Annotated in this window: 21 protein-coding genes; 14 read left to right on the top strand and 7 right to left on the bottom strand. The window is 70.2% G+C overall.

What is annotated here, in order from left to right; genetic code table 11:
- Positions 1–12: 12 nt before the first annotated feature.
- Genes AAW51_RS12040 through cbiB form a run of 3 tightly spaced genes read right to left on the bottom strand, consistent with a single transcriptional unit; the run spans position 13 to position 2,956 of the window.
- Positions 13–942, bottom strand: a complete 930-nt coding sequence (locus AAW51_RS12040) for a cobalamin-binding protein (RefSeq protein ID WP_047194821.1) — start codon at positions 940–942, stop codon at positions 13–15.
- Entirely contained in the window at positions 939–2,021 is a 1,083-nt protein-coding gene (cobD, locus tag AAW51_RS12035) for a threonine-phosphate decarboxylase CobD (protein WP_238947841.1), read from the bottom strand. Before cobD ends, AAW51_RS12040 begins: the two co-directional genes overlap by 4 nt.
- The gene (cbiB, locus tag AAW51_RS12030) at positions 2,018–2,956 is read right to left on the bottom strand and encodes an adenosylcobinamide-phosphate synthase CbiB (RefSeq protein ID WP_047194819.1); all 939 of its coding nucleotides are present in this window, start codon (positions 2,954–2,956) and stop codon (positions 2,018–2,020) included. Before cbiB ends, cobD begins: the two co-directional genes overlap by 4 nt.
- 106 nt (positions 2,957–3,062) lie before the next feature.
- Between cbiB and AAW51_RS12025 the strand changes: the two genes are divergently transcribed.
- Entirely contained in the window at positions 3,063–4,595 is a 1,533-nt protein-coding gene (locus AAW51_RS12025; protein ID WP_238947840.1) for a cobyric acid synthase, read from the top strand.
- A gap of 21 nt (positions 4,596–4,616) precedes the next feature.
- Here the strand turns inward: AAW51_RS12025 and AAW51_RS12020 are convergent, their stop codons facing one another.
- From AAW51_RS12020 to AAW51_RS12010, 3 genes are all read right to left on the bottom strand, one after another.
- A complete protein-coding gene (locus AAW51_RS12020; RefSeq protein ID WP_047194818.1) occupies positions 4,617–5,207 on the bottom strand; it encodes a DUF3592 domain-containing protein in 591 nt (196 codons plus the stop codon).
- A 167-nt stretch (positions 5,208–5,374) separates the two neighbouring features.
- Positions 5,375–7,111, bottom strand: a complete 1,737-nt coding sequence (locus AAW51_RS12015) for a thiamine pyrophosphate-binding protein (protein ID WP_047194817.1) — start codon at positions 7,109–7,111, stop codon at positions 5,375–5,377.
- 53 nt (positions 7,112–7,164) lie between these two features.
- A complete protein-coding gene (locus AAW51_RS12010) occupies positions 7,165–8,418 on the bottom strand; it encodes an MFS transporter (RefSeq protein WP_047194816.1) in 1,254 nt (417 codons plus the stop codon).
- 96 nt (positions 8,419–8,514) lie between these two features.
- On the opposite strand from AAW51_RS12010, the gene AAW51_RS12005 reads away from it, so the two are divergent.
- The 4 genes from AAW51_RS12005 to nadC all read left to right on the top strand — a co-directional run bounded on the left by AAW51_RS12005 (position 8,515) and on the right by nadC (position 13,121).
- On the top strand, positions 8,515–9,438 hold the full coding sequence (locus tag AAW51_RS12005; protein ID WP_047194815.1) for an AraC family transcriptional regulator: 924 nt from the start codon (positions 8,515–8,517) through the stop codon (positions 9,436–9,438).
- A gap of 232 nt (positions 9,439–9,670) precedes the next feature.
- On the top strand, positions 9,671–10,966 hold the full coding sequence (locus tag AAW51_RS12000; RefSeq protein WP_157359809.1) for a roadblock/LC7 domain-containing protein: 1,296 nt from the start codon (positions 9,671–9,673) through the stop codon (positions 10,964–10,966).
- A 150-nt stretch (positions 10,967–11,116) separates the two neighbouring features.
- Positions 11,117–12,229, top strand: coding sequence for a quinolinate synthase NadA (gene nadA / locus AAW51_RS11995; protein WP_047194813.1), 1,113 nt, complete (start codon positions 11,117–11,119; stop codon positions 12,227–12,229).
- A 25-nt stretch (positions 12,230–12,254) separates the two neighbouring features.
- The gene (gene nadC, locus AAW51_RS11990; RefSeq protein WP_047194812.1) at positions 12,255–13,121 is read left to right on the top strand and encodes a carboxylating nicotinate-nucleotide diphosphorylase; all 867 of its coding nucleotides are present in this window, start codon (positions 12,255–12,257) and stop codon (positions 13,119–13,121) included.
- Positions 13,122–13,138: 17 nt separating this feature from the next.
- Here the strand turns inward: nadC and AAW51_RS11985 are convergent, their stop codons facing one another.
- Positions 13,139–14,146, bottom strand: a complete 1,008-nt coding sequence (locus AAW51_RS11985; protein ID WP_047194811.1) for a zinc-dependent alcohol dehydrogenase family protein — start codon at positions 14,144–14,146, stop codon at positions 13,139–13,141.
- Between the two features lie 130 nt (positions 14,147–14,276).
- Between AAW51_RS11985 and AAW51_RS11980 the strand changes: the two genes are divergently transcribed.
- The 9 genes from AAW51_RS11980 (at position 14,277) to AAW51_RS11940 (ending at position 26,335) form a co-directional block, all read left to right on the top strand.
- On the top strand, positions 14,277–15,218 hold the full coding sequence (locus AAW51_RS11980; protein ID WP_047194810.1) for a LysR family transcriptional regulator: 942 nt from the start codon (positions 14,277–14,279) through the stop codon (positions 15,216–15,218).
- Between the two features lie 37 nt (positions 15,219–15,255).
- Positions 15,256–15,981: a histidine utilization repressor gene (hutC, locus tag AAW51_RS11975; RefSeq protein ID WP_047194809.1), complete on the top strand. Its 726-nt coding sequence runs from the start codon at positions 15,256–15,258 to the stop codon at positions 15,979–15,981.
- Positions 15,982–16,083: 102 nt separating this feature from the next.
- The gene (gene hutU / locus AAW51_RS11970) at positions 16,084–17,772 is read left to right on the top strand and encodes a urocanate hydratase (protein ID WP_047194808.1); all 1,689 of its coding nucleotides are present in this window, start codon (positions 16,084–16,086) and stop codon (positions 17,770–17,772) included.
- Positions 17,769–19,316 carry a histidine ammonia-lyase gene (gene hutH / locus AAW51_RS11965; RefSeq protein WP_047194807.1) on the top strand — a complete coding sequence of 516 codons (1,548 nt, stop codon included), beginning with the start codon at positions 17,769–17,771 and terminating at the stop codon, positions 19,314–19,316. Before hutU ends, hutH begins: the two co-directional genes overlap by 4 nt.
- The gene (gene hutG / locus AAW51_RS11960) at positions 19,313–20,269 is read left to right on the top strand and encodes a formimidoylglutamase (protein ID WP_047194806.1); all 957 of its coding nucleotides are present in this window, start codon (positions 19,313–19,315) and stop codon (positions 20,267–20,269) included. The genes hutH and hutG overlap by 4 nt, the downstream gene beginning before the upstream one ends.
- Positions 20,266–21,492: an imidazolonepropionase gene (gene hutI, locus AAW51_RS11955; RefSeq protein WP_047194805.1), complete on the top strand. Its 1,227-nt coding sequence runs from the start codon at positions 20,266–20,268 to the stop codon at positions 21,490–21,492. Before hutG ends, hutI begins: the two co-directional genes overlap by 4 nt.
- Before the next feature lie 107 nt (positions 21,493–21,599).
- Entirely contained in the window at positions 21,600–23,720 is a 2,121-nt protein-coding gene (locus AAW51_RS28065) for a hybrid sensor histidine kinase/response regulator (RefSeq protein ID WP_053013499.1), read from the top strand.
- A gap of 370 nt (positions 23,721–24,090) precedes the next feature.
- Positions 24,091–25,086, top strand: coding sequence for a LysR family transcriptional regulator (locus AAW51_RS11945; RefSeq protein ID WP_169788015.1), 996 nt, complete (start codon positions 24,091–24,093; stop codon positions 25,084–25,086).
- 433 nt (positions 25,087–25,519) lie between these two features.
- Complete coding sequence (locus AAW51_RS11940) at positions 25,520–26,335, top strand: 2OG-Fe dioxygenase family protein (RefSeq protein WP_238947839.1); 816 nt, start codon at positions 25,520–25,522, stop codon at positions 26,333–26,335.
- The last annotated feature ends 8 nt before the right edge of the window (positions 26,336–26,343 follow it).

Here is a 26,343-nt window from a genome sequence, read left to right as displayed (position 1 = left end):
CGCCGATCGTCCTCAGGGCTGGTCAGCCGGCCGTTTGCGACGGGCGGCCTCGAGCGCCTCGCAGACCTGCGAGGCACCTTGCAGCAGCCGCGGCGTCGGCCGGTTCAGCAGGTCGCCGTCGATGCTGACCAGGTTGCCGCGCGCCACGGCCTGCAAGCGCGGATACCGCTTCCACGCGTCCAGCCCCGCCAGCGCCTTGCCGCTCGACGTGGCGCCCATCGAGGCGGTCAGGATCACCTCCGGGTCGGCCTGCAGCACCGCCTCCTCGGCCAGCGTCGGCACCAGCCGGTCGAGGCTGCCGAAGACGTTGACGCCGCCGCACAAGCGGATCACGTCGCTCACCATGTGGGTGTCGTTCAGGGTCATCAAGGGCTGGTGCCAGACCTGATAGAAGCTGCGCACCGGCGGCCGCCCGGCATACTGCCGGCGCAGCGCCGCGGCCCGTTCGCGGAAGCGTGCGCCCTCGCCCGCCGCGGCCGCCTCGCTGCCGAGCAACCGGCCCAGCCGCTCGATCGACTCGGGGATGTGCTCCAGCCGCTTGGGCTCGCTTTGGTACATCGGCACCCCGAGGCTCTTGAGCTTGTCGAGCTGGCGTTGCGCGTTGCCGTGCCGCCAGACGACGATCAGGTCGGGCTTGAGCGCGGCGATGGTTTCGAGGTCGAGCGCCTTGTTGTCGCCGACACGGCGGATCGCCTTGGCCGCCGGGGGGAAGTCGCTGTACTCGACCACACCCACCAGCCGCTCGCCGCCCCCGGCCGCGAACACCAGTTCGGTGACATGCGGGGCGACGCTGATCACACGACGGGCCGGTGCCGGCAGGGTCACGGTCAGGCCATGGTCGTCGACCGCGCTGACGGGCGCCGCGGCGCAGGCGACGGCCGCCAGCAGCGTCGGGGGGACCAGGGACAGGCGGCGCAGCGCCTTCGACAAGCAAGGGTTCATCGCGATTCGCAATCTTTGTCCAACACGTCGGCGAGCGCCTGCGCCAGCCGCTGCAAGCCGGCGTCGTTGGCCGGCAGCCCGAAGCGCACCGCCCGAAAGGGCTGCGGCGTGTCGAGCCAGAACAAGCGCGTCCAGATGCCGCGCCGCGCGAGGCCCTCGTGGAGCCCGCGGGCAGCGGGGGTGGCCACGGTCCGGAACAGCGAGGTCCCGTGCGACACCAGGCCGCGCGCGGCGAGCAAGGCCGTGAGCCGCTGCGCCTGCTGCGCCAGCCAGTCGCGGGTATCGCGCTGCCAGTCTTCGTCGGCGAGCGCCGCGGCAGCCAGGTGCAGGCCGGGGCCATTGACGCTCCAGGGCCCGAGTTCGGCGCGCAAGGCGTCGAGCCACGGCGCGCAGGCCAGCACCGCGCCGACGCGCAGACCCGCCAGGCCGAAAAACTTGCCGAGCGAGCGCAAGACCACCACCCGGGGTTCACGCAGCGCGGCCACGCTGGCGTGGACGTCCGCATCGAGAAAGGTCTCGTCCACCACCAGCAAGCGGCAACACCGGGCCAGCGCCTGCAGCGTGTCCGCCTCGAACCACTCGCCGGTGGGATTGTTGGGCCGTGCCAGCACGATCACGTCGGGCTCGCCCTGCCCCAGCGCTTGCGAGTCGCAGGCCACCACGGTGTGACCTTCGAGCGACCAGCGCGCCGCATGTTCACCGTAGCCAGGGGCCAAGACGTGGCATCGGGCCGTGCCGTACAGGCGCCGCCAGATGCGCGGCAAGGCCTGGATCGCCGCTTGCGAGCCGGGTACCGGCAAGGCGGGGGCGCCGTAGTAACGCTCGAAGCGCTGCGCCACGTCGGCCTCGATGTCGGGCAGGTCGCGCCAGACCGACGCGGCGACTCGATCCAGTTCGCCAGCCACCGGCCACGGCCGCGGGTTGAGCCCCGTGGACAGGTCGAGCCAGCCGGCCGCCGGCGCCGGGTAGAGCTGGCGGGCCCGCGCCAGGTCCGCGCCGTGCGGCACGGCAGGCCAAGGCCAGGCTGCAGCAGGATTGGGAGGTTCCATATGGGAGCCCAGCCGCGAAGCAGAAGTCATCGTGTCAGCCCCGCATGCAGCACAGTCAACACCACCAGCCACAACAGCAACACACTGGCCACCAGCGCGAGCGCCCGTCCGATGTCGCCCGCCGCCGGCAGCCGGCCCGCGCCGAGCACCGGCCGCTGCTCGACACGACCGTGGTAGGACGCAGGGCCGCCGAGTTTGAGGCCGAGGGCCCCCGCACCGGCGGCCATCACCGGGCCGGCGTTCGGGCTGTCCCAGCGCGGCGCCTGGTGGCGCCAGCACCACAACGCCAGCTTGGTGTAGCCCAGGCCGGCATAACTCAGGGCGGTCAGCCGGGCCGGCAGCCAGTTCAGCCCATCGTCGAGCCGCGCCGCCGCCCAGCCGAAGGCGCGCAGCCGCTCGGTGCGATAGCCCCACATGGCGTCGAGCGTGTTGGCGAGGCGGTACAGCAAGGCCCCGGCGCCGCCGCCGACGGCAAACCAGAACAGCGTGCCGAACACCGCATCGTTGCCGTTTTCCAGCGTCGATTCGACCGCCGCGCCGGCAACGCCCGCCGCATCCAGCGAGCCGCAATCACGCGACACCACCCGCTGCACCGCCGCGCGGGCGGCCGCCAGGTCGCCGGCCTGCAGCGCCTGCCCCACCGGCCTCACATGCTCGTGCAGGCTGCGCGCGCCGAGCGCGAAATACAGCAACACGCCGTCGACCAGCCACTGGCCGCCCGGCAGCCGGCTCCGCAGCAAGCTCAGCAACGCCAGCGGCAGCGCCAGCATCAGCCCGACCGCCAGCACGCCCTGCCACCGGCGGGCCCGGTTCAGCCGTGCCTCCACACCTGCGGCCACGCGGCCGAAGCCGACCAGCGGGTGCCAGCGACGCGGCTCGCCGAGCAGCACGTCGGCCGCCACGCCCAGCAGCAGCGCCCAGGCCCATTCCCGATCGGCCAAAGAGAGGTAGAGGTCGAAGAGCATCGAGGGCAGCGACGATCGGCGACGAACAAGGCGCCGTGACAGGCAAAAAAGAGGCGCCTGTGCGAAGAGGCGCCAACATGATGGAGGCGGAAATCATAATCGGCCCATGCCCCCTTCCCTCCCGACTTCCGACAACTTCTTCGACACCTATTGCGGCACGCTGATGGTGCAGGGCTGCACCAGCGACGCCGGCAAGTCGACCCTGGTGGCGGCACTGGGCCGCATCTTCCACCGCCACGGCCGCCGCGTGGCGCCCTTCAAGCCGCAGAACATGGCGCTCAACTCGGCCGTGACGGCCGACGGCGGCGAGATCGGCCGCGCCCAGGCACTGCAGGCCGAGGCCTGCGGCCTGGCGCCGCACACCGACATGAACCCGGTGCTGCTCAAGCCCAACAGCGACACCGGCGCCCAGGTGATCATCCAGGGCCGCGCCCGTTTCAATGCCGATGCCCGCCACTACCACGACTACAAGCCGATGGCGCTGCCCTACGTGCTCGAGAGTTACGAGCGGCTGCGCGCCGCGCACGAGGTGGTACTGGTCGAAGGCGCCGGCAGCCCGGCCGAGGTGAATCTGCGCGAGCGCGACATCGCCAACATGGGCTTCGCCGAGGCCGCGGACTGCCCGGTGCTGCTGGTGGCCGACATCGACCGCGGCGGCGTGTTCGCGCACCTGCTCGGCACGTTGGAATGCCTGAGCGAGTCGGAGCGGGCCCGCGTGCGCGGCTTCGTGATCAACCGCTTCCGCGGCGACCTGCGGCTGCTCGAACCCGGCTTGCAGTGGCTCACGCAGCGCACCGGCAAGCCCGTGCTGGGGGTGCTGCCCTATCTGCAGGGCTTGATGCTCGATGCCGAAGACGCGTTGCCGCGCGAGGCCTCGACCCCCACGGCGGAGCGCCGGCTGAAGGTGGTGGTGCCGGTGTTGCCGCGCATCTCCAACCACACCGATTTCGATGCGCTGCGCCACCATCCGCAGGTCGAGCTGGTGTTCGCCGGCCCCGCCGCCCCGCTGCCCGCCGCCGACCTGATCGTGCTGGCCGGCAGCAAGAGCGTGCAGTCCGACCTGCAGGAGTTGCGCCGGCGCGGCTGGGAGAGCGCGTTGCGCCGCCACCTGCGCTACGGCGGCAAGATGATCGGCATCTGCGGCGGCATGCAGATGCTCGGGCAGTGGTTGCACGACCCGCACGGCCTGGAAGGCCCGCCGGGGTCGTTGCCGGGCCTGGGGTTGCTGGACTTCGAGACCACGATGGCCCGCGACAAGCAGCTGGCGCGTGTGGCCGGCCGGCTGCGCGCCGGCGGCGCCGCAGTGGCCGGCTATGAAATCCACGCCGGTGTCAGCCGCGGCCCGGCGCTGGCCCACCCGATGGTCGAGTTAGACGACGGGCGGCACGACGGTGTGTGCGACCCGGACGGCCAGTTGTTGGCGACCTATGTGCACGGGCTGTTCGACCATCCCGCGGCACTGGATGCGTTGCTCGCCTGGGCCGGACTGGAAGACCGGCGCCCGATCGACCTGGGCGCCTTGCGCGACGCCAGCCTGCAGCGGCTGGCCGATGCGACCGAGGCGGCCCTGAGCAGTTCGTCGCTGCAACACGCCTTCGGCGTCGTCGGTGGTGCGCCACGCGCGATGGCGCTGACTTGAGCGACCGCCGCGCCGCGGCGGCTACAACACCTTGGCGACGTCCGACAGCAAGCGGTGCTGCGCGAAGCGGCTCCACATCGCCATCGCAACGCAACCCAGCACGATCAGCAGGCCCAGCGCACCGAGCCACCCCGGCATATCGACCCGGGACACGGCGGCCAGCGCATGCACCGTCAGCAAGAGGCCGGCGAGCAGCAACGGCACCCCGGCCAGCGCGTACAACAGACAGTCACGATTGACCCCCGCGAGGATGGTCGATTCATGCGGTTGGCTGGGGTCGACGTGCACGGCGATCACCGAGCCGGACTGCAAGCGGTTGAAGATGCCTTTGTGCAGCTGGCGGTGCCGCGACGGGCTGTAGCAATGGTGGATGCGCTCGCCCACCACTGCGGTGCCGTTGACCTGGTAGCTGTAGCGCACCTGCACGCGGAAGCAGGTGCTGCGGCCTTGCGCGGCCTGCAGGCTGGTCAGCCGAAGGATGGCTGGCGCCTTCTGCCACTGTGCCGCCCGCCGGGCCAGCAATGCCATCGGCAGCCGACCGGCGAGCAAGATACTGCCCCAAGCCAGCAGCACGGTTGACACCAGCAGTTCCAGCACGACACTCGCGCTCATTCGTCACCCTCCGTTTCGTACCCTGCGCCCTGTGTGGGCTTTTTCTGATATGCGCCGGATTGTGATGACGAGTCGAGGTGTCAGACGTCGTTGACATGTAACAATGGGTGCCGGCTGCATGTTGCCGGTGCGGCCTCGATCCATCTGCAGTTCCACGTTGCAGGCCTTCAGCGCGACGACGCTTGCGCCCGGCGAACCAGCGCCGCCGCCCGGATCGCACTCAAGGTCGCCCGCGAGGTGCTCACTTCCGCATCGAGCTTGAGGTGCAGCAGGGTCGGCACGCTGCGCTCGAGTGCCGCGCGGAAGGCCGGTTCGAACTCGGCGGTCTGGGCCACCAGCGAGGCCTCGAAACCATAGGCGCGAGCAAGCATCACGAAGTCGGGGTTGAACAGGTCACTGCCCGACACCCGGCCGGGGTACTCGCGCTCCTGGTGCATGCGGATGGTGCCGTAGGTGCCGTTGTCGACCACGATCACGATGGGCCGGCCGCCGTAGCCGATGGCCGTCGCCAGCTCTTGCCCCGTCATCAGGAAATCGCCGTCGCCGGCGATGTTGATGACTGTGCGCCCGGGCGCCAGCAGGCTGGCCGCCACCGCGGCAGGCACGCCATACCCCATCGCGCCCGAGGTGGGTGCGAGCTGGGTGCGGCGCCCGCCGGCCAGGCCCGGGTATTGGTAATAGCGGTGCAGCCAGCCCGAGTAGTTGCCCGCGCCGTTGGTGAGCACGGCGTCGTCGTGCAGGCCCGACTCGTGCAGCACGCGCTGCAGGGTCTTGACCACCTCGGCCATGTCGAGCGGGCCCGGTGAAGGCGTCGGCACGCAGTTGGCGTCGTAGTCGGCGTGCGCCGCCGCCGACCATGCGCCCCAGGGCAACGACGGCGGCGGGCTGAGGCTGTCCAGCGCCTTCGCGGCGCAGGCCATCGAGGCCTGCAACAGCAGGTCGGCCGCATAGACGCGGCCCAGTTCCTCGGCGCCGGCATGGATGTGGATCAACCGCTGCCGTGGACGCGGCGCCTCGAGCAAGGTGTAGCCGCCGGTCGTCATCTCGCCCAGCCGGGCGCCGATCGCCAGCACCAGGTCGGCCTCGCCGATCCGTTGGGCCAGCCGGGGATTGATGCCGATGCCCACATCCCCGGCATACAAGGGGTGCCGGTTGTCGAACAGGTCCTGGAAGCGGAAGGCACAACCGACCGGCAGCTGCCACGCTTCGGCAAACCGCTGCAGCGCCCGGCAGGCTTCCACATCCCAGCCGCTGCCGCCGACGATCACGAAGGGCCGTTCGGCCTGCAACAGCGCCTCGCGCACCTCGCGCAAGGCGCCAGGGGCCGGCCACGCCAGCGCCGGCGTCACACGCGGCAGCACCGGGGCTGCGGTGGAACGGGTCAGCATGTCTTCGGGCAGGGCCAGCACGACCGGCCCCGGGCGGCCCTGCATCGCGACGTGAAAGGCACGCGCGACGTACTCCGGCAGCCGGTCGGCACTGTCGACCTCGGCCACCCATTTGGCGAAGGCGCCGCTGTTGGGGCCGAACATGGCGCGATAGTCGACCTCTTGGAAGGCCTCGCGGTCGCGCATGTCGGAGCCGACCTGGCCGACGAACAGGATCATCGGCGTCGAGTCCTGGAACGCGGTGTGCAAGCCGATGCTCGCATTGGTGGCCCCCGGCCCTCGCGTCACGAAGCAAATGCCGGGGCGGCCGCTCAGCTTGCCTTGCGCCTCGGCCATGAAGGCCGCCCCACCCTCCTGCCGGCAGGCGACGAAGCGGATCTGGTCGTCGTGCTCGTAAAAGCCGTCGAGCACCGCCAGAAAACTTTCGCCCGGCACGCCGAACACCGTGTCGACACCTTGCTCGATCAACGCTTCGACCAAAGCGTGGCCGGCCGGACGGGGGGCAATAGGGGCCATGGGGCGGGTCTCCTGATGCAGTTCACCCCATTATCAAGCGCGGCCGGCGGTGCTCACGCTGCCTGTGCCGCCTCGGCCCGGCTCGGCACACGCTGACGTCTGCCCACCAGCCCTGCCGAGCCCACGCCAAAGGCCAACGCCAGCGCGGCGCCGTAGAACACCCAGTCGCTCTGGCCACGGTCGAGCAAACCGCCGAACACCGGCGCGGCCACCGCAAACCCGATGTCGAGCCCTGAGTACACCGTGCCGTAGACGCGGCCGGTGGCCCCCGCGGGCGAAGCCCGCTTGATCAACATGTCGCGCGAGGGCCCGGCCAGCCCGGTGCCGAAGCCGGCCAGACAGGCGATCAGCGCTGCGCTGAGACCGGGGAGCAGGCCCGAGCCGGCCAGCGCGAGCATCGCGGCGCCGGACAACAAGGCCACGGCGATGGTCGCTTCAAGGCGCTGCACGCGGGCCACCAGGAAACCGCCGAACACCATCCCCACGGCGCCCGCCAGCATGTAGCCGGTGACCACCAGCGAGGTGAGCGACAGCGGCAGCCCGTACAACTTCTGCAGCGCCGGGCTGGCAAAACTCTGCACCGCGCTCAAGGCGCAGGTCGACCAGAAGAAGAACGAAAAGCACAGCCACACGGACGGCAGCAGCAGGAACGCGAGCGGATGCTCGGGCGCCGCCCCAGCGGCCCGCTGCGACTCGTGCGCCCAGGCGCCGACGCGGTCGTCCACCGCCTCACGCTGCCACCACAACACCGCCAGCACGACGGCCGCCACGCCGGCCGCCCCGAGGCAGGCGATGCGCCATGACCCGGTCGCATGCGTGAGCCCGGCCAGGAACACCGGCGCCGAGGCCCAGCCGAGGTTGCCGCTGATGCCATGGACCGAAAACGCATGGCCGAGGCGCGCCGACGAAATGCGCTTGTTCAGGATGGTGAAGTCGACCGGGTGGAACGGCGCATTGCCCAAGCCCGCCAGTGCCGACGCGATCAACAGGCCGCCGTAGCCGCCGGCACCCGCAGCCGCGAGCGCCGCGGCGAGGAAACAGCCGAGCGCGACGAACAACACCGGACGCGCCCCGACCCGGTCGACCAGAAAGCCCGACAGGGCCTGGCCGATGCCGGAAATCACGAAAAACACCGTCACCAGAAAGCCCAACTCGGAGTAGCTGAGCCCGAAATCGCGAATGAACCACGGGAACAGCGGCGGCAGCAGCATGTGAAAAAAGTGCGAGCTGGCATGTGCCAGGCCGATCAGGCCGATGGTGTGCGCGTCCTGCTGCAAGGGAACGACGGGGGGTGCGGCGGTGGTCATCTGCGTGTGGGCCTGCGAGGCAAGGAGGAATACCTGTCATGGTAGGCAGGCTGGTTCCGACCGGCTTACGATAGCGGGCCAAACTTTGTCGAGAACATGCCAAACCCGCCCCGCTCCCGCGCCACCGGCGCCCGCGCCGTTGCCACGGTGGGGCCCCTGACCCCACATCTTTACGTGCCGACCGCCGCACGCCCTGTGCGCGGCAAGGCCCACCTGATGCGCGCCGACACCGAAGTGGTTCCGCACGCGCACGCCTGGGGCCAGTTGACCTTCTCGGCCACCGGCGTGCTGCGCCTCGGCACACCGCACAGCACCTATATCGTGCCGCCGACCCGCGCGGTGTGGGTGCCACCCGGCGTCGAGCACACCGTGACCGTGCTGGAAGATGCCGACATGCGCACCGTCTACGTCTACGCGCCGGAGGGCACTGCCGGCATCGCCGCTGCGGCCGGGCGCGACGCCGAGTGGCAGCATTGCCGCGTGCTCGAGGTGTCGCCGCTGCTGCGCGCGCTGGTGCTGGAACTCGACACCACCCCCGACGATCAGGCGCCGCCCCAGCCCGACCCGGACGAAGCTCGACGCCAACAGCACCTCGGCGCCTTGCTGCTGGACGAATTGCGGCGCGCCCGCCCGGTGCGGCTCGGCGTGGACCTGCCGACCGACAAGCGGCTGCGGGCCTTGTGCGCTGCGGTGCTGGAGGACCCCACGCGCCACGAGAGCCTGGACGCGTGGGCGCAGGACGTCGGCGCCAGCGTGCGCACCGTCGCCCGCTTGTTCCGGCAGGAACTCGGGACGACGTTTGTGCAATGGCGGCAGCAGGTCTTGCTCGCCAAGGCCTTGTCGATGGCCGCCCGCAAAGTGCCGATGAGCCATATCGCGGCGGAGCTGGGCTATGCGAGCGCCAGCGCCTTCAGCGCGATGGTGCGCCGCTCGGTGGGGGCGCCACCGAGCCGGTTTTTCGGGCAGGCGGACATCCGGCCGGGCCCGTCCGAAACACAGGACGAGCTGTCCCCGTCCTGACACCGCTTGCGCTGCTTCGCCCCGCTTTTAGGGGATGGTGCGGCAAGACCTCCTGCCTACACTGACAAGATTACCGGGCTCCAAGACCTGTCGGCCGCCCAAACTGGCCTGCACCGCAGAATGGGTAGCTGCCCCACGGGCTGAACAGGCGTGTGGGGCGTTCGACAGGGGGCAGGCATTCCGTTTGCTCGGCTGACCGACATTGCAGTACAACCGCTCGATCGAGGACGACATGCTGACTTCCCTTTTCGGCGACCTCGGGGCCCCGGCCCATCCGCCCCGCCGCGTCCGCCGCCCCTCCCCGGAAGGCAGCGACTTTGCCGCCACCGCCATCCTCGAAAGTGTCGCGACCGAGGTCAACGACCGCGGCCAGATGGTCGACAAACACACACGCGACCTGTTCGTCGTCGGCTCGCCGGCCGAGGCCATACGCCAGCACCTGGTCGCCACGCGTTCCGACCTCGGCGTCGCCAGCCGGCAGATCACGTTGTTCGACCCGGCCCGCTTGTGGGCCGGCAGCGTGATCAAGGCCTTGTCGGACGCCTCGGGCCAGCCGATCGAGCGTTTGCACCTGCGCCACCAGACCACCCTCGCGACGATCGCCCAGATCGAACGCACCTCGCTGCCGCGCCGCGTCGACGAACCGCTGAAGATCTACCACACCGACGTGCGGCAGCTCAGCGCCGAGGCGCTGGCGGTGCCGATCGCGTTGATGGAGAGCAGCCACCTGACCGCGGTGGTGGTCACCCCCGCGTCGGCCCACGAGCTGGACGACATGCTGGGCATGCTGCACGCAGCCACCAAGGACGTGCACTGGCGCTGCCCCAACCTGCTGTTCATGCTGTGCGCCCAAACCGGTCACCTGGCAGCCCGTATCGCCGAAATGCGCTGGCCGAACCGGCTCAACGTGCAGGTCACGAACGAGCCGATGACCAGCGCCTCGGGTGTCTGGAACAGCGTGTTGAGCACCTGGAACCGGGTCAAGACCCGCTCCCAGTGGGACCAAAGCAAACCGGCGCCCGCGCTGGGCGTGTCCGAGTTCCCGATCAAGGTGGCCGAGCTGGGCATGCCCATCATCGGCACCGTGAAGGCAGTCGACGCCGCGGCGGCTGTTGCCCCTGTTGCAGTGCAGGTCGACACACTGCACAACGCGCCCGATGCCACGCGTGTCGCCCGCACGCTGTCGCAGCTGATGCAGGTGGAAGGTGTGCTCGGCTGCTGCATCGCAGACATGACCACCGGGCTGTTGCTGGGCAGCGAAGTGGCGCCCGACGTCGAGTCCCTGCATCTGGAACTGGCGGCCGCCAGCCAGACCGAGGTGATGAAGGCACATCGCCGCGCGGCGCGCGACATGGGCTGCGGCGAGCGCGTCGACGAGATTTTCGTCACGCACGGGCGGCGCCACCTGGTGCTGCGCACGGTCACGGCCCACCCGGAACTGTTCGTGCTCGCGGTGCTCGACAAGCAGCGTGTCAACCTCGCGCTGGCCCGCTACAAGATCATGGACGCCGAAAAGGCGCTCGGCTGAACGCACCCGGCGGTCTCCCACCGCCCGGGACGGGCCCGGGCGCCCTGCCCGGGGCCGATACCCCTGAGCCGGCCCCGCCACGTGGGCTCCGCTACCATTGCCGGACCCACGCAACGAAGCCGCGCGGGCCTGCCGGCCCGCCCCCGCGCCATGAACCAAGTGATCTTCGACTACACGCGCCAGGACGCCAGTGGCGCGAGTTGCACCGCCCACGCCTGGGCCAAGGTGCCCGAACCCCTGACCGGCGACCAGAAAGAGCAGTGGAAAGAGCGCGCCAAGGCGCTGCTCAAGCAACACGATGCGGTGCTGGTGGCGCACTACTACGTCGACGGTGACCTGCAGGACCTCGCGCTCGAGACCGGCGGCTGCGTGGCCGACTCGCTCGAGATGGCGCGTTTCGGCCGCGACCACCCCAGCAAGACGCTGGTCGTCGCCGGCGTGCGCTTCATGGGCGAATCGGCCAAGATCTTGTCGCCCGACAAGCGTGTGCTGATGCCCGACCTCGACGCCACCTGCTCGCTCGACCTGGGCTGCCCGCCGGAAGACTTCGCGGCCTTCTGCGACGCCCACCCCGACCGCAAGGTGGTGGTGTATGCCAACACCAGTGCCGCCGTGAAGGCGCGCGCCGACTGGATGGTGACCAGCTCTTGCGCGCTGGCCATCGTGCAGCACCTGAAAGACCAGGGCGAGAAGATCCTGTGGGCGCCCGACCGTCACCTGGGCCGCTACATCCAGGAGCAGACCGGCGCCGACATGCTGATGTGGAACGGCGCCTGCATCGTGCACGACGAATTCAAGGGCGTGGAGCTCGAGTTGCTGCGCCAGGAACACCCGGGCGCCAAGGTGCTGGTGCACCCCGAGTCGCCGCGCAGTGTGGTAGCGCTGGCCGACGTGGTCGGCTCGACCTCGCAATTGCTCAACGCGGTGGTGCAGTCCGAGGCGCAGACCTTCATCGTCGCGACCGACAACGGCATCCTGCACCGCATGCGCCAGTTGGCGCCGCACAAGACGCTGATCGAGGCCCCGACGGCCGGCAACAGCGCGACCTGCAAGAGCTGCGCGCACTGCCCCTGGATGGCGATGAACGCGCTGCAGGGTGTGGTGGGCTGCCTCGAACACGGCAGCGGCGAGATCACCGTGCCGGAGCCGGTGCGCAGCGAGGCGCTCGGCTGCATCCAACGCATGCTCGATTTCGTCGCCCGCAACCCGGCCAGCATCGCGCGGCCGGCGCAGGGGTTCGTTCCCAACGTCGGCGCTGCCTGAGCCCGGCCCGTCAGAAAAGAAGAACATGTTCGATTCCAACGAAACCCTGGAACAGGCGCGCGAGCGCAACATCCGCGACGCCCTGATGGAAGACATCGGGCGGCGCGACTGGACGGCCGAGCTGGTGCCCGCCGGCCAGCGTGTCAAGGCGCGCGTGCTGGTGCGCGAAGACGCGGTGCTGTGCGGGCGCGACTGGTTCGATGGCTGCGTGCGGGCGCTCGACCCCCAGGCGCGCGTCGACTGGCACTACGACGAAGGCGCCCGGATGGCCGCCGACACGCTGGTCTGCCACATCGAATCCGACGCCCGCGCGCTGCTGTCGGCCGAACGCCCGGCCCTCAACTTCCTGCAGCTGCTGTCGGCCACCGCGACACTGACGCACCAGCATGTCGACGCCATCGCCGGCGCCTCGCCCAACCCGCGCGGCTGCGCCATCCTCGACACACGCAAGACGCTGCCCGGCCTGCGACTGGCACAGAAATACGCGGTGCGGGTGGGCGGCGGGCAGAACCAGCGGCTGGCGCTCTACCACGGCATCCTGATCAAGGAAAACCACATCGCCGCCGCCGGGGGCGTGACGCAGGCGCTGCGCAATGCGCAGGCGCTCGACGCCGGTGTCGACATCCAGGTCGAAGTCGAAACCCTGGAGCAACTGGCCGAGGCGCTGGCGGCCGGCGCCCGCAGCGTGCTGCTCGACAACTTCTCGCTCGAACAGATGCGCGAGGCGGTGGCGCTCAACCAGGGCCGCGCGCTGCTCGAGGTCTCGGGCAGCGTCCGACTGGACCAGGTGCGGGCCATCGCCGAGACCGGCGTCGACCGCATCTCGATCGGCCGGCTGACCAAGGACGTGAAGGCGGTCGACTACTCGATGCGGGTGCTCGAACGGCTCTGAGCCCCCGCGCCCGGCGCTTAGCCGATCTCGATCAGCACCTTGCCGAAGTGCTGGCCTGACTTCAGGTAGGCCAGAGCCTCGGGGGCCTGCGCGAACGGAAACACCCGGTCGATCACCGGCGCCAGACCCGAGGTCGCCACGAAACGCTGCAGCTGCTCCTGGTGCTCGCGGCTGCCCACCAGCACACCTTGCAGCCGCTTCGCGCCGATCAGCAAGGGCAAGGGGTTGATGCTCTCGCCCATGCCGGTCAACACGCCCACCAGCGCGATGGTGCCGCCGACCCGGGTGGCCGCGATCGAGCGCGGCAGCGTGCCGGCCCCGCCCACCTCGACGGTGAGGTCAGCGCCGAGGCCATCGGTCAGCTTCAGCACCTCGTCCTGCCACTCCGGGTGGCGCCGGTAATTGACCGTCCGGTCGGCCCCCAGCGCGCGGGCCTGCGCCAGCTTGTCGTCGCTGGACGATGTGATGATGACCCGCAGCCCGGCCGCCTTGGCCAGTTGCAGTGCCCAGATCGACACGCCACCGGTGCCCAGCAACAGCACGGTGTCACCGGGCCGCGCCCCGCCATGGACGAACAGCGAGGTCCAGGCGGTGACCCCGGCCACCGGCAGCGTGGCGGCCTGGCGGGCGTTGAAATGTGCGGGCACCGGCAGCAGCCCCTGCTCGCCGAGCACCACCTCCTCGGCCAGCACACCATCGATGGCGGCGCCCAACGCGGTGAGTTCGGCGCGTGCCGGCTGCGGGCCGGAGGCCCAGTCCTGGAAGAAGGTGGTCACGACGCGGTCGCCGACCCGAAAGCGGCTGACTTCGGACCCCACTTCCACGACCTCGCCGGCACCGTCCGACGCGAGGATGGGTTGCCCGACCGCCACCGGGTAGTGGCCCGAGGCCACCATCACGTCACGGTAGTTGAGCGACACCGCCTGCATGCGCACGCGCACCTCGTGTGCACCAAGCGCCCGGGGGGCCAGGTCGACCCACTGCAAGCCGGCTTCGGCGCCGGTCCCTGTGCGATAAGCCTTCATGAATTCTCTCCTGTAAGGGTGATGTGGGCCCGTCGAGGACGGGACCAGCGAACTCTATTGGCTCCACCCTATCTACAGTGGCGGCATTTGAGCGCCACACTGTTGCCACAGAGGCGCCAATAATCGGGCGATGAACGACCGATTGAATGGCATCCACGTGTTCGTCGCGAGCGTCGAGGCCGGCAGCTTTTCGCTCGCGGCCGACCGTTTGCACCTGACCCGCTCCGCGGTGGCGAAGACCATCGCCCGCATGGAGGAGCGGCTCGGCACCCGCTTGTTTCACCGCACCACCCGTTCGCAAAGCCTGACCGAGCACGGCCAAGCCTTCTACGAACGCTGCGTGCGCGCGCTCGGCGAGCTGGAAGCCGCCGAGGCGGAGCTGGACTCCGGGCGGCGCGAGCCGAGCGGGCGGCTGCGCGTCAGCGCGCCGGTGCTGTTCGGACGCCACTGTGTGGCGCCCTTGCTGCTGCCCTTGGCGGCCCGCCATCCCAAGCTCGAAATCGAGATGTCGTTCAACGACCGGGTGGTCGACCTGGTCGAGGAAGGCTTCGACCTGGGCGTGCGCATCGGCCCGCTGGCCGACAGCACCACCCTCGCCTCGCGCCTGCTGGGCGTGCAACGCATGGGCATTTGCGCGTCGCCGGCCTACCTGGCCCGCCATGGCCGCCCTACCGGTGTCGACGACTTGTCGGCCCACACGGGCATCCTCTACAGCCGCCCCGGCGGCGACAAGCCGTGGCGGATCGAGGACGAACAAGGCCGCCTGCGAGAGATCCGGGTGCAGGCCCGGGTGCGGCTCGACGACCTGCAGGCGATCGCCGATGCCGCGGTGGCCGGCGTCGGTCTGACCTGGCTGCCCTGTTGGATGATGGCTCCCTACCTGCGCAGCGGCCAGCTGGAGCTGGTGTTCGACAGCCGGCGCGTGCTGTCAGCTGAGGTGCAGGCGGTCTGGCCACGCAGCCGGTACCTGTCGGCCAAGACCCGTTTGGCCATCGACACGCTGGTCGAACACATCCCCCAACGGCTCAGCCCCGCGCCGGGTTCTGATGTATTGACCTGTATAGACAAGTAGCTATGATGGCCGGCATTGCCCCCACCATCGCCACCCGATGTCCGCCGCCGCCCCCGCCTACCTCCAGCTCAAACGCCACGTGCTGGCGCAGATCGCCGCCGGCCGCTGGCGCACCGGCGACCGCATTCCCAGCGAAGGCGAGCTGACGCGCGAGTTCGGTCTGTCGCGCATGACGGTCAACCGGGCGCTGCGTGAGCTCGCCGCGAGCGGGGCCATCACACGGGTGCAGGGTGTCGGGTCGTTCGTGGCCGGCCCGAAGGCCGAGTCGACGCTGGTCGAAGTGCACGGCATCCGCGACGAGATCCAGCAGCGCGGTCAGCAACACCGGGCCGATGTGCTGAGCCTCGCGTCGGTGCCGGCCGACGCCCGGCTGGCCCAAGCTTTCGGCGTCGCGCTCGGCGCACCGTTGTTCCATTCACTGCTGCTGCACTACGCCGACGGCCAGCCGCTGCAACTGGAGGATCGGCACGTCGCGCCGGCGGCCGCGCCGGGCTACCTCGAACAAGACTTCGCGAGCGACACGCCGCACCACTACCTGTCCCGCGTTGCGCCGCTGGAGCAGGCCGAGCACGTCATCGAAGCCGACGCGGCGACGCCCGACTGGGCGCGCCAGCTGCAACTCGGTGCCCACGAGCCGGTGTTGATCCTCAACCGCCGCACCTGGTCGCACGGCCGGGTCGTGAGCGTCGCCCGGCTGATCCACCCCGCCCGCCGCTACCGCCTGAGCGGGCGTTTCTCGTTTGCCCAGCCCCACCACGGCTGACCGCACCGCTCTCACGAGGAGACACAACATGAGACCGTCGTCCCCACCCCTTCCTGCTCGCCGCGAAGGCCGTTGCGTGCTTGCGACCCGCAAGGTGCCGGCATGACAGCCGCCCGTGTCGTGCGCGCCCCGCGGAGCGCCCAGCTGCACTGCAAGAACTGGTTGATCGAAGCGGCCTACCGCATGATCCAGAACAACCTCGACCCCGAGGTGGCCGAGCGGCCGCAAGACCTGGTCGTCTACGGCGGCATCGGCCGCGCAGCGCGCAACTGGCCGGCCTTCGACGCCATCCTGGAAACGCTGCGCCGCCTCGAGCCCGACGAGACGCTGCTGGTGCAGTCCGGCAAGCCGGTCGCGGTGTTCCGCACCCATGAAGACGCCCCACGCGTGCTGCTGGCCAATTCCAACCTGGTGCCGCGTTGGGCCACCTGGGAGCACTTTCACGAGTTGGACCGCAAGGGCTTGATGATGTACGGCCAAATGACCGCCGGCTCGTGGATCTACATCGGCACCCAAGGCATCGTGCAGGGCACCTACGAAACCTTCGTCGAGCTGGGCCGCCAGCACTACGGTGGCGACTGGGCCGGCAAGTGGATTCTGACGGCCGGCCTCGGCGGCATGGGCGGCGCCCAACCCCTGGCCGCGGTGCTGGCCGGGGCTCATTGCATCGTCGTCGAATGCCAGGAGTCGCGCATCGATTTCCGGCTGCGCACGCGCTACGTCGATCACAAGGCGCACAGCATCGACGAAGCGCTGGCGCTGATCGAGCGCGCCACCCGTCCCACCTCGGTGGCGCTGCTGGGCAACGCGGCCGAGCTGCTGCCGCAGTTCGTCGAGCGTGCCCGAGCCGGTGGTGCGCGCCCGGGCGCAGTGACCGACCAGACCTCGGCGCACGACCTCGTCAACGGCTACCTGCCGCGGGGCTGGAGCGTGGCCCAGTGGGAAGCGGCGCGCCAGGGCAGCGAGGCCGAGCGCCGCCGGCTGACCGAGGCGGCGGCCTCGTCTTGCGCCGAACATGTGCGCGCGATGCTGGCCTTCCACCAGATGGGCGTGCCCACCATCGACTACGGCAATAACATCCGCCAGGTCGCGCTCGACCACGGTGTGGCCGACGCCTTTGCCTTCCCGGGCTTCGTGCCGGCCTGCATCCGTCCGCTGTTCTGCGAGGGCAAGGGGCCGTTCCGCTGGGTCGCGTTGTCGGGCGACCCGGACGACATCTACAAGACCGATGCCAAGGTCAAGGCGCTGTTCCCCGACAACCCCCATCTGCACCGCTGGCTCGACCAGGCGCGCGAGCGCATCGCCTTCCAGGGCCTGCCGGCGCGCATCTGCTGGCTGGGCCTGGGCGAGCGGCACCGGGCGGCGCTGGCCTTCAACGAGATGGTGCGCCGCGGCGAGCTGAAGGCCCCCATCGTGATCGGCCGCGACCACCTCGATTGCGGCTCGGTGGCCAGCCCCAACCGCGAGACCGAGGCGATGCGCGACGGCTCCGACGCCGTGTCGGACTGGCCGCTGCTGAACGCCCTCACCGCCACCGCCAGCGGCGCCACCTGGGTCAGCCTCCACCATGGCGGCGGCGTCGGCATGGGCTATTCGCAGCATGCCGGTGTCGTGATCGTCTGCGACGGCACGCCCGAGGCCGACCGCCGGCTCGAGCGGGTGCTGTGGAACGACCCGGCGCTCGGGGTGGTACGCCACGCGGACGCCGGCTACGAACTCGCCGAGACGACGGCCCGAGCCCATCGGCTACACCTGCCTTCACAGACCACCGCGACCGGAGGCGCCCGATGAGCCCGAGCGAACGACTCACCCTGCACCCCGGCCGCCTCGGGCTGCTCGACCTGCGCGGCATCGCCGCAGCCTTCCAGCCCATCGAACTCGACCTCGAATGCCGCGCCGGCATCGCCGCCAGCGCCGCCACCGTGCAGCGCATCAGCGCCGGCGCGGAGCCGGCCTACGGCATCAACACCGGCTTCGGCAAACTGGCCAAGGTGCAGATCCCCCACGACCAGCTGGCCCAGCTGCAAGCCAACCTGGTGCGCTCGCATGCGGTCGGCGTCGGCCCGCTGCTCGACGACGACACCGTGCGTCTGGTGCTGGCGCTCAAGATCGCGTCGCTGGCGCGGGGCTATTCCGGCGTGCGGCCCGAGGTGATCGACGCCTTGGTGGCGATGTTCAACGCGCAGATCTGGCCCTGCATCCCGTCGCAAGGTTCGGTCGGGGCTTCAGGCGACCTGGCACCGCTGGCCCATTTGACGCTGCCGCTGATGGGCGAAGGTGAGGTGCGCGTCGACGGGCGTATCGTGCCGGCCGCCCAGGCCTTGCAGCGCGCCGGGCTGCAGCCGGTGCGCTTCGCCCCCAAGGAAGGGCTGGCGCTGCTCAACGGCACCCAGGTGTCGACCGGCATCGCGCTGATGGGCTTGCTGCGGGCCGAGCAGGTGTTCGCCGCCGCGGTGGTGGCCGGCGCGCTCAGTGTCGACGCGGCCAAAGGGTCGGATGCGCCGTTCGACGACCGCATCCAGCAGGTGCGCGGCCACCGCGGACAGATCGAGGTGGCCGCCCTCTACCGTGACCTGCTGGCCGGCAGCGCCATCCGCGCCTCGCACCGCACCGGCGACGACCGTGTGCAAGACCCGTATTCGCTGCGCTGCCAGCCGCAGGTGATGGGGGCTTGCCTGGAGCTGATCCGCAATGCCGCCGCGACGCTGGTGATCGAAGCCAATGCGGTCTCGGACAACCCGCTGGTGTTTGCCGACAGCGGTGAAGTGCTCTCCGGCGGCAACTTCCACGCCGAGCCGGTGGCGTTCGCCGCCGACACGCTGGCCTTGGCGATCGCCGAGGTGGGCGCGTTGAGCGAACGCCGCATCGCCTTGCTGATCGACGCGTCGCTGTCGGGGCTGCCACCCTTCCTGGTGCAGGAGCCGGGCCTCAACTCGGGCTTCATGATCGCGCATGTCACGGCCGCGGCCCTGGCGAGCGAAAACAAGACGCTGGCGCACCCGGCCAGCGTCGACTCACTGCCCACCTCGGCCAACCAGGAGGACCATGTCAGCATGGCCACCTTCGCCGCGCGCAAGCTGGCCGACATGGCCCTCAACGTGCGGCACATCATCGCGATCGAGCTGCTGGCGGCCGCACAAGGCATCGACTTCCACCGTCCCTTGCGCAGCTCGCAACCCTTGGAAGAAGCGCATGCGGCGATCCGGCGTCGCGTGCCCCACTACACGCAGGACCGCTACTTCGCACCCGACATCGCGGCCGTCGAGCAGTTGATCGACGCCGGCAGCTTCACGCCCTACGCGGGGCAGGTGCTGCCATCGTGGAGCCGGTCATGAGCGATGGCCCCTGGCAAGGCCGCGTCGACGCGCTCGACGGCGAAGCCGGCCGGCGCTGGCACCAGGTGGTGGTGCCGTGGCGCCCCGGCCGACCCGGCGGCGTGGTGATGCTGGGCCTGGCCAGCGACGAAGGCGTGCGCCGCAACCAGGGCCGCGTGGGCGCGGCACAAGGCCCGCAGGCGCTGCGCCGGGCGATGGCCAACCTGCCCTGGCACCCCCCACTCGCGCTGCAGGACGCGGGCGACATCGGCTGCGACGACGGCCGCCTCGAAGCCGCGCAGCAGGCCTATGCGCAGCGCGCCGCCGCCTTGCTGGCCGACGGGCAGCTGGTGCTGGGCCTGGGCGGCGGCCACGAGATCGCCTGGGCCAGCTACAGCGGCCTGACGGCGCCCGGCAGCGCGGCCGCCGAAGGCAAGTTGGCGATCGTCAACTTCGACGCCCATTTCGATTTGCGCGTGGCGCCCGAGGCCACCTCGGGTACGCCGTTTCGCCAGGCGCTCGACGAGGCCGCGCAGCGCGGCCGCACCGTCGCCTACCGTTGCTACGGCATCAGCGCCACTGCCAACACGCGCGCGCTGTACGACACCGCGCACACCCGGGGAGTCGATTGGGCCGAAGACCACCAGCTCAACCTGCTCACGCTCGACGCCCACCTGAATGAGTTGCGCGACTGGCTCGACGGCTACGACCACGTCTACCTCAGCCTGTGCCTCGACGTGCTGCCCGCGGCCGTCGCGCCTGGTGTCAGTGCGCCAGCCGCCCGCGGGCTGGCGATGGAGCTGCTGGAGCCGTTGGTGTGCAGCGTGGCCGGCTGCGGCCGACTGCGGCTGGCCGACATCGCCGAGTTGTGCCCGCCGCTGGACCCGGACGGACGCACCGCACGCACGGCGGCCCGCCTGGCCTGGCAGATCGTCTCGGCCTGGCAGGCCGCCACCACCGCGGCGACCGCATGAAGGCCGACCTGCTGCTGCACGGCGTGCACGTCGCGACGCTGGACACCGACGAGGGATACGGCGAACTGCACGACGCGGCCATCGCCATTGCCGACGGCCGCATCGCATGGCTCGGTCCGGCCCGCGAGCGGCCTGCACAGCTGCAGGCCCAGCAGGTGCTCGACCTGGGCGGCGGCTGGCTGACCCCGGGGTTGATCGACTGCCACACCCATCTGGTCTGGGCCGGCAGCCGGGCCGCCGAGATCGAGCGACGCTGGCAGGGCGCGAGCTACGAAGAGATCGCCCGCGCCGGCGGCGGCATCGTCTCGACCGTGGCCGCCACCCGGGCCGCGTCCGAAGCGCAGCTGCTCGAGGCCGCGGCGCCTCGCCTGCTGGCCTTGCGCGGCGAAGGTGTCACGACGGTCGAGATCAAATCGGGCTACGGCCTGGAGGTCGCCGCCGAACTGCGTTTGCTGCGGGTGGCCCGCGAACTGGGGCGCCGCCACGGTGTGCAGGTGCGCACCACCTTCCTCGGCGCCCATGCGCTGCCGCCCGAATACCGGGGGCAGGCCGACGCCTACGTCGACGAGGTCTGCCACCGCATGCTGCCCGCCGTGCACGCCGAAGGCCTGGCCGACGCGGTGGACGCCTATTGCGAAGGCATCGGCTTCAGCCCGGCGCAAACCCGCCGCGTGTTCGAGGCGGCGCAGGCACTGGGCCTGCCGGTCAAGCTGCACGCCGACCAGTTGTCGGACCTGGGCGGGGCGGCACTGGCGGCCGAATACCACGCACTGTCGGCCGACCACATCGAATACAGCTCGCCCGCCTCGATCGAGGCGATGGCACGGGCCGGCACGGTCGCCGTGCTGCTGCCCGGCGCGTACTACTGCCTGCGCGAGCAGCGCCGGCCGCCGGTCGACGCACTGCGGGCCCGCCGGGTGCCGATGGCTGTCTCGACCGACTGCAACCCCGGCACCAGCCCCTGCACCTCCTTGCTGCTGATGCTGCACATGGCCTGCACGCTGTTCGGCCTGACCCCCGCCGAAGCGCTTGCCGGCGTGACGCGGCATGCCGCGCAAGCGCTCGGCCTGCAACAGCGCACCGGCCGTTTGCGCGTCGGGCTCGACGCAGACCTGGCCTGGTGGGCCATCGACCATCCGCGCGACCTCGTCTGCCAGTTCGGCTTCAACCCCTTGCGCGCGTCCTGGCGGCAGGGGCAGCTGCTGGTGCGGCATCCCAACTGAGTGGGGGCCTGCAGGCCGGCTTCGCGCCGGCCCGCCCTCGCTGTAGGACAGGCCACGGCGGGCGTCGAAGCCAGTTAGAGTGGCGGCACCACCCTGCAGTACCCGACGTGACCTCCCCCACTCTCTCCCCGCCAGCCGGCCTCGCACTCGACCCGGCCCCGGCGCTGGACGCCGCCAGCGAACTGCGACGCAGCGAGCGGCGCTTCCGCACGTTGGCGACCACCACCTCGGCGGTGATCTGGCTCACCGCCCCCGACGGTCGCGCCACCGTCGCCAACCCGTCCTGGCAAGCCTTCACCGGACAGGTTTACGACGACTACACCGGGTGGGGGTGGCTCGACGCGATCCACCAAGACGACCGTGAGCGGGTGCAGCGCGTGTGGCTGGAGGGGCTGGCGCGAGGTGAGCTGAGCGGCCTGCCCTACCGCTTGCGCCGGCACGACGGTGAGTACCGACACATGCTGGCGCGCGGCGCACCGGTGCTGGACGACGAGGGCCACGTCGTCGAATGGATCGGCAGCTGCAGCGATGTCACCGAGACCCAGCAGGCCGCGCAACAGCTGCGTGCCAGCGAAGAGCGCTTCCGCTTTCTCGACCGGCTGGGCCAGGCCACCCGCGAGACCACCGACCCCTATGAGGTGATGCGCCAGACGGCGCAGCTGCTCGGCGAACATCTCGGCGCCTCGCGCTGCGCCTATGCGGATGTGGAGCCCGACAACGACGCCTTCACGATCCGCAGCGACTGGTCGGCGCCCGGTGTCGCGAGCAGCGCACGCGGCGACTATTCGCTCGACCTGTTCGGCTCGCAGGCCACCTCCGATCTGCGCCACGGACGCACGCTGATCGTCCGCGATGTCGACGCCGAACTGGGCCCGGACGACGGCGGCGCGATGTTCAACTCGATCGGCATCAAGGCCATCATCTGCTCACCGCTGGTGAAAGACGGCCGTTTGACCGCGATGATGGCGGTGCACCAGGCCCAGCCCCGCGGCTGGGCGACCGACGAGGTGCTGCTGGTGCAGGAGGTGGTCGAGCGTTGCTGGGCCCACATCGAGCGCATCCGCGATGCGGCCGCGCTGCGCGAACAAGACCGCCGCAAGGACGAGTTCCTCGCCACGCTGGCGCACGAGCTGCGCAATCCGCTGGCACCGGTGCGCTATGCCATCGCCATCCTCAAGCTGCAGCCCGGCACTGCGGCGCCTGCTGCCGAGGCCTGCGCCATCATCGACCGGCAGGTCACGACCATGGCGAGGCTGATCGACGATCTGCTCGACCTGTCGCGCGTCAGCCGCGGCTTGATCGAACTGAAGCACGAACCGGTCAGCGTGGGGCAGGTGGTCGAGTCGGCGCTGGAGACCAGCCGGCCGTTGATCGAGGCGGCGCGGCACCAGCTGGAAGTGGCGGTGCCGGGCGCCGACCTGCTGGTGATGGGTGACGCGACGCGCTTGTCGCAGGTGCTGAGCAACCTGTTGAACAACGCCGCCAAGTACACACCTGCAGCAGGCCATATCCGCGTGTCGGTGCGGCAGGTCGGGTCGCAGGTGCTGCTGGAGGTGGCGGACAACGGCATCGGCATCGTGCCCGGCGAGCAGAAGCACTTGTTCAACATGTTCGTCCGCTCGCAGCGGGAGGCGCACCAGTGGCAGCGTGGCCAGGGCGGACTCGGCATCGGGCTGGCCTTGGCCAAGCAGCTGGTCGAGATGCACGGCGGCAGCATAGGCGTGCACAGCGGGGGGGTGGACCGGGGCAGCTGCTTCACCGTCTCGCTCCCGCTGGCCCCCGAGGTGTCGCCGGCTCGAGAGCCCGAGGACACCCTGGTGGACGAGCTGCCGGTCGACGGTGCCGGCGTGCGTGTGCTGGTGGCCGAAGACAACCCGGAAGGGCTGGCGACGCTGGTCGCGCTGCTCGAGGCCAGCGGTTGCGAGGTGCACGGCGCGCAGGACGGCCTTGCCGCACTCGATGCGGCCGCCCGCTTTCGCCCCGACATCGTGCTGCTCGACATCGGCATGCCGGGCATGAGCGGCTACGAACTGGCCCAACGGCTGCGCGCCGACCCGCGTTTGCAAGCGGCGCGGCTGGTCGCGCTCACCGGCTGGGGCAGCCTGGAGGACCAGCGCAAGGCGGCCCAGGCGGGTTTCGACCATCACCTGACCAAACCGGTCGAGCCGCGCCGGTTGCTGCGCCTGATCGCCGACCTCGCCGGGATGCACCGCCGGCCGCAGAGCTGACATAGTCGAGCGGGCCCCGCCACGCTGCCGCCCGGCGGCTGATTGGCCGTGTCGACTCTCTCAGGCGGGTAGGCTCCCTCGCCCAACCCGCGCACCTGCCGCGATCGGCCCGGGCCTCGCACACACAAGCTAGTGTCCTGTCTCAGGACACTACATGCATCTACACTCTCTGGCACCTGCACTTCAATTCGCATTCATGACGCCGAGATCGCAATCGATTTGATCTGCACGCGCTTGCAGCCGCATCGTCGCTGCATCCAGAACGCCTGGGCCCTCTAATGGGACAGATAGCGGCATGTCGAGCCGCCGGTCGCCTGCCCTTCCTGCCACTGCACCTCCTCGTTGAATCCTCATGGACAAGCTGCATGCTATGCACGTCTTCACGAAGGTTGTCGACCTGGGCGCCTTGACGAAGGCCGCCGAATCGCTCGGGCTGTCAAGCGCCGCCGTCAGCCGCACGGTGGCCGGCCTGGAGGCCCAGCTCGGCGTGCGACTCCTGCAACGCACCACCCGCAGCGTTGCCCTCACCCCCGCCGGCGGGGTCTATCTCGAACGGGCGCGTCGCATCCTGCGCGAGGTCGACGCAGCCGATGCCACCGTGGCCGCCCTGGTGGCGGAGCCCAAAGGCAAGCTGCGCGTGCTGGCGCCGTCATCCTTCGTGGTGCACCAACTGGCCCGGCAGCTGCCCGTCTTCGTCGCCCGCTACCCCGACGTGTCGATCGACGTCGTCGCCGGCGACTGTGACCTGGAGGCGGACAGCGCCTACGACGTGTCGATCCAGGTCGCCGGCGTCGGCGGCAGCATCCTGCGCGACGACGTGGTGGCGCGCCCCCTCGCACAGGTGCACTGCCTTCCCTGCGCCGCCCCGGGCTACCTCGAACGTTGCGGCCCGGTCGAGCACCCCACCGATCTCCTGCAGCGCGACTGCCTCGTGTTCGCGACGTCGGGCATGCCGCCCGTGTGGCGTTTCGAAGGCGCCGCCGATGTGGTCGAGATAGAACCGCGGGCCGCACTGAGGTCCGATCACGGCGAGTCTCTGTATGCGGCAGCGCTGGCAGAACTCGGCATCGCCACACTGCCCACCTTCATGGTTCACGACGCATTGCAGCGCAACAGCCTGGTTCGCGTGCTGCCGCAGTGGCGCATCGCGCCGCAGACGATCTATGCCGTTCTGCCGACCTATCGGTACATCCCCGCCAGTACGCGCGCCTTCGTTCAGTTCTTGACGACCACCTTCGGCGGCCCCGACCATGATCCATGGCTTGCAGCCGCCACCACCCGTGGCTCGACGCCGGCCGTCTCGCACGACGGCGCGGGCACTGCATTCGGCAAGCGCGTCCGCCACAGCGCCGCCCGGCGCCGCTGACCCCGCCGACACCTCCCCTTCCCGCCTCGCCTCGCCGCGACCTCGCGCGGCGCACCCCAGACCGGCGTCACACCGACACCGGCTTGCGCGCGCCCGCGTCTGATCGTCCGTTGCTCGTTGTCAATACTTGGCTCTCACATTCTTGCATCCCGGTAACGAACGCATTGTGGCCGCCGCGATTGCTACAGCTTAACGAGTCCGTAAAGATGTCCAACAAGTCGACAACACAAGCAGCAGGCAAGCGCCCGCGGTCTTGACCGCGAGCCTCAACCCACAACGTCGACGCACAGGAGCCGGCGCTGCGCTATGCAGCGGCGCGCCGCTCCGTCCTGCCGGTCACGTGCCGGTGCCCTTTGAACTTCTTATCTGCCGCCGGGCAACCGGTGCCATGCAGTTGGGCGTGCCTTTTTTAAAACGGGAAAGCATGTCAAAAATGACAGGACAGGAATGGGCTGCCGCAGCACCGGAAACGGAACCCGGCGACGTGCGCGCAGCCTTGCAGCAACGCGGATGGGCCAGGTTCGACGCGACCGACATGCAAGTCGCGGTCGACGAAGCGGCTGACTTGCAGCGCTTGACGGAATACGCCCGAAGCCTGCCGGTCGACCGCTTCGGCACCGGGGGCCGCCATCGCAGCTATGCGGAAGGCATTCTCACGCCGCGCCGCAAGACGATTGCATGGAAGGCCGGCGCTCGCACGCCGGACGGCCGTGTCGAGATCGCCTATGTGCAGCACAGCGAGTTCCAGCCGGAGCATGGAGGGGTGGTGCGCAACTTCGCGCGCACCCGCGAGGACATCCTGGCGTTGCCGCTCGTCCACCGGCTCATCTGGTACGACCTGAGCCTCACGCCGATGTTCGACGCCGAGGGCGATTTGCTGTGCGGTTTCCACATGATCCGCATGCAGGCCACGCCGGGCGCCGTCGCCAGGATCACGCCGGACTGCCTGCACCAGGACGGGCAGCCGTTCACCGCGGTGCACTTGGTCGAACGCAGCCATGCCGAAGGCGGCGTCAACTTCATTGCGCCGCCGCGGTACACGGGACGCCAGTTCGACGAAGTGCCCAGCCATCTGCTGTCGGCCTTCGTGCTGGGCTCGCCGCTGCAGAGCTACATCATCGATGACGCGGCCATCTGCCACCAGGTCACGGCTGTCAGCTGCAGCCCCGGCGCCTCACACGGCACGCGCACCGTGATCTTGATCGACTTCTCGCCCTTGAACCCTGCGTCCAGCGCGCAACCCACCTGACCCATTCA

The organism is Caldimonas brevitalea (genome assembly GCF_001017435.1).
GTDB classification, from domain to species: Bacteria; Pseudomonadota; Gammaproteobacteria; order Burkholderiales; family Burkholderiaceae_C; genus Caldimonas; species Caldimonas brevitalea.
This window is presented reverse-complemented; position numbering and strand designations above follow the sequence as displayed.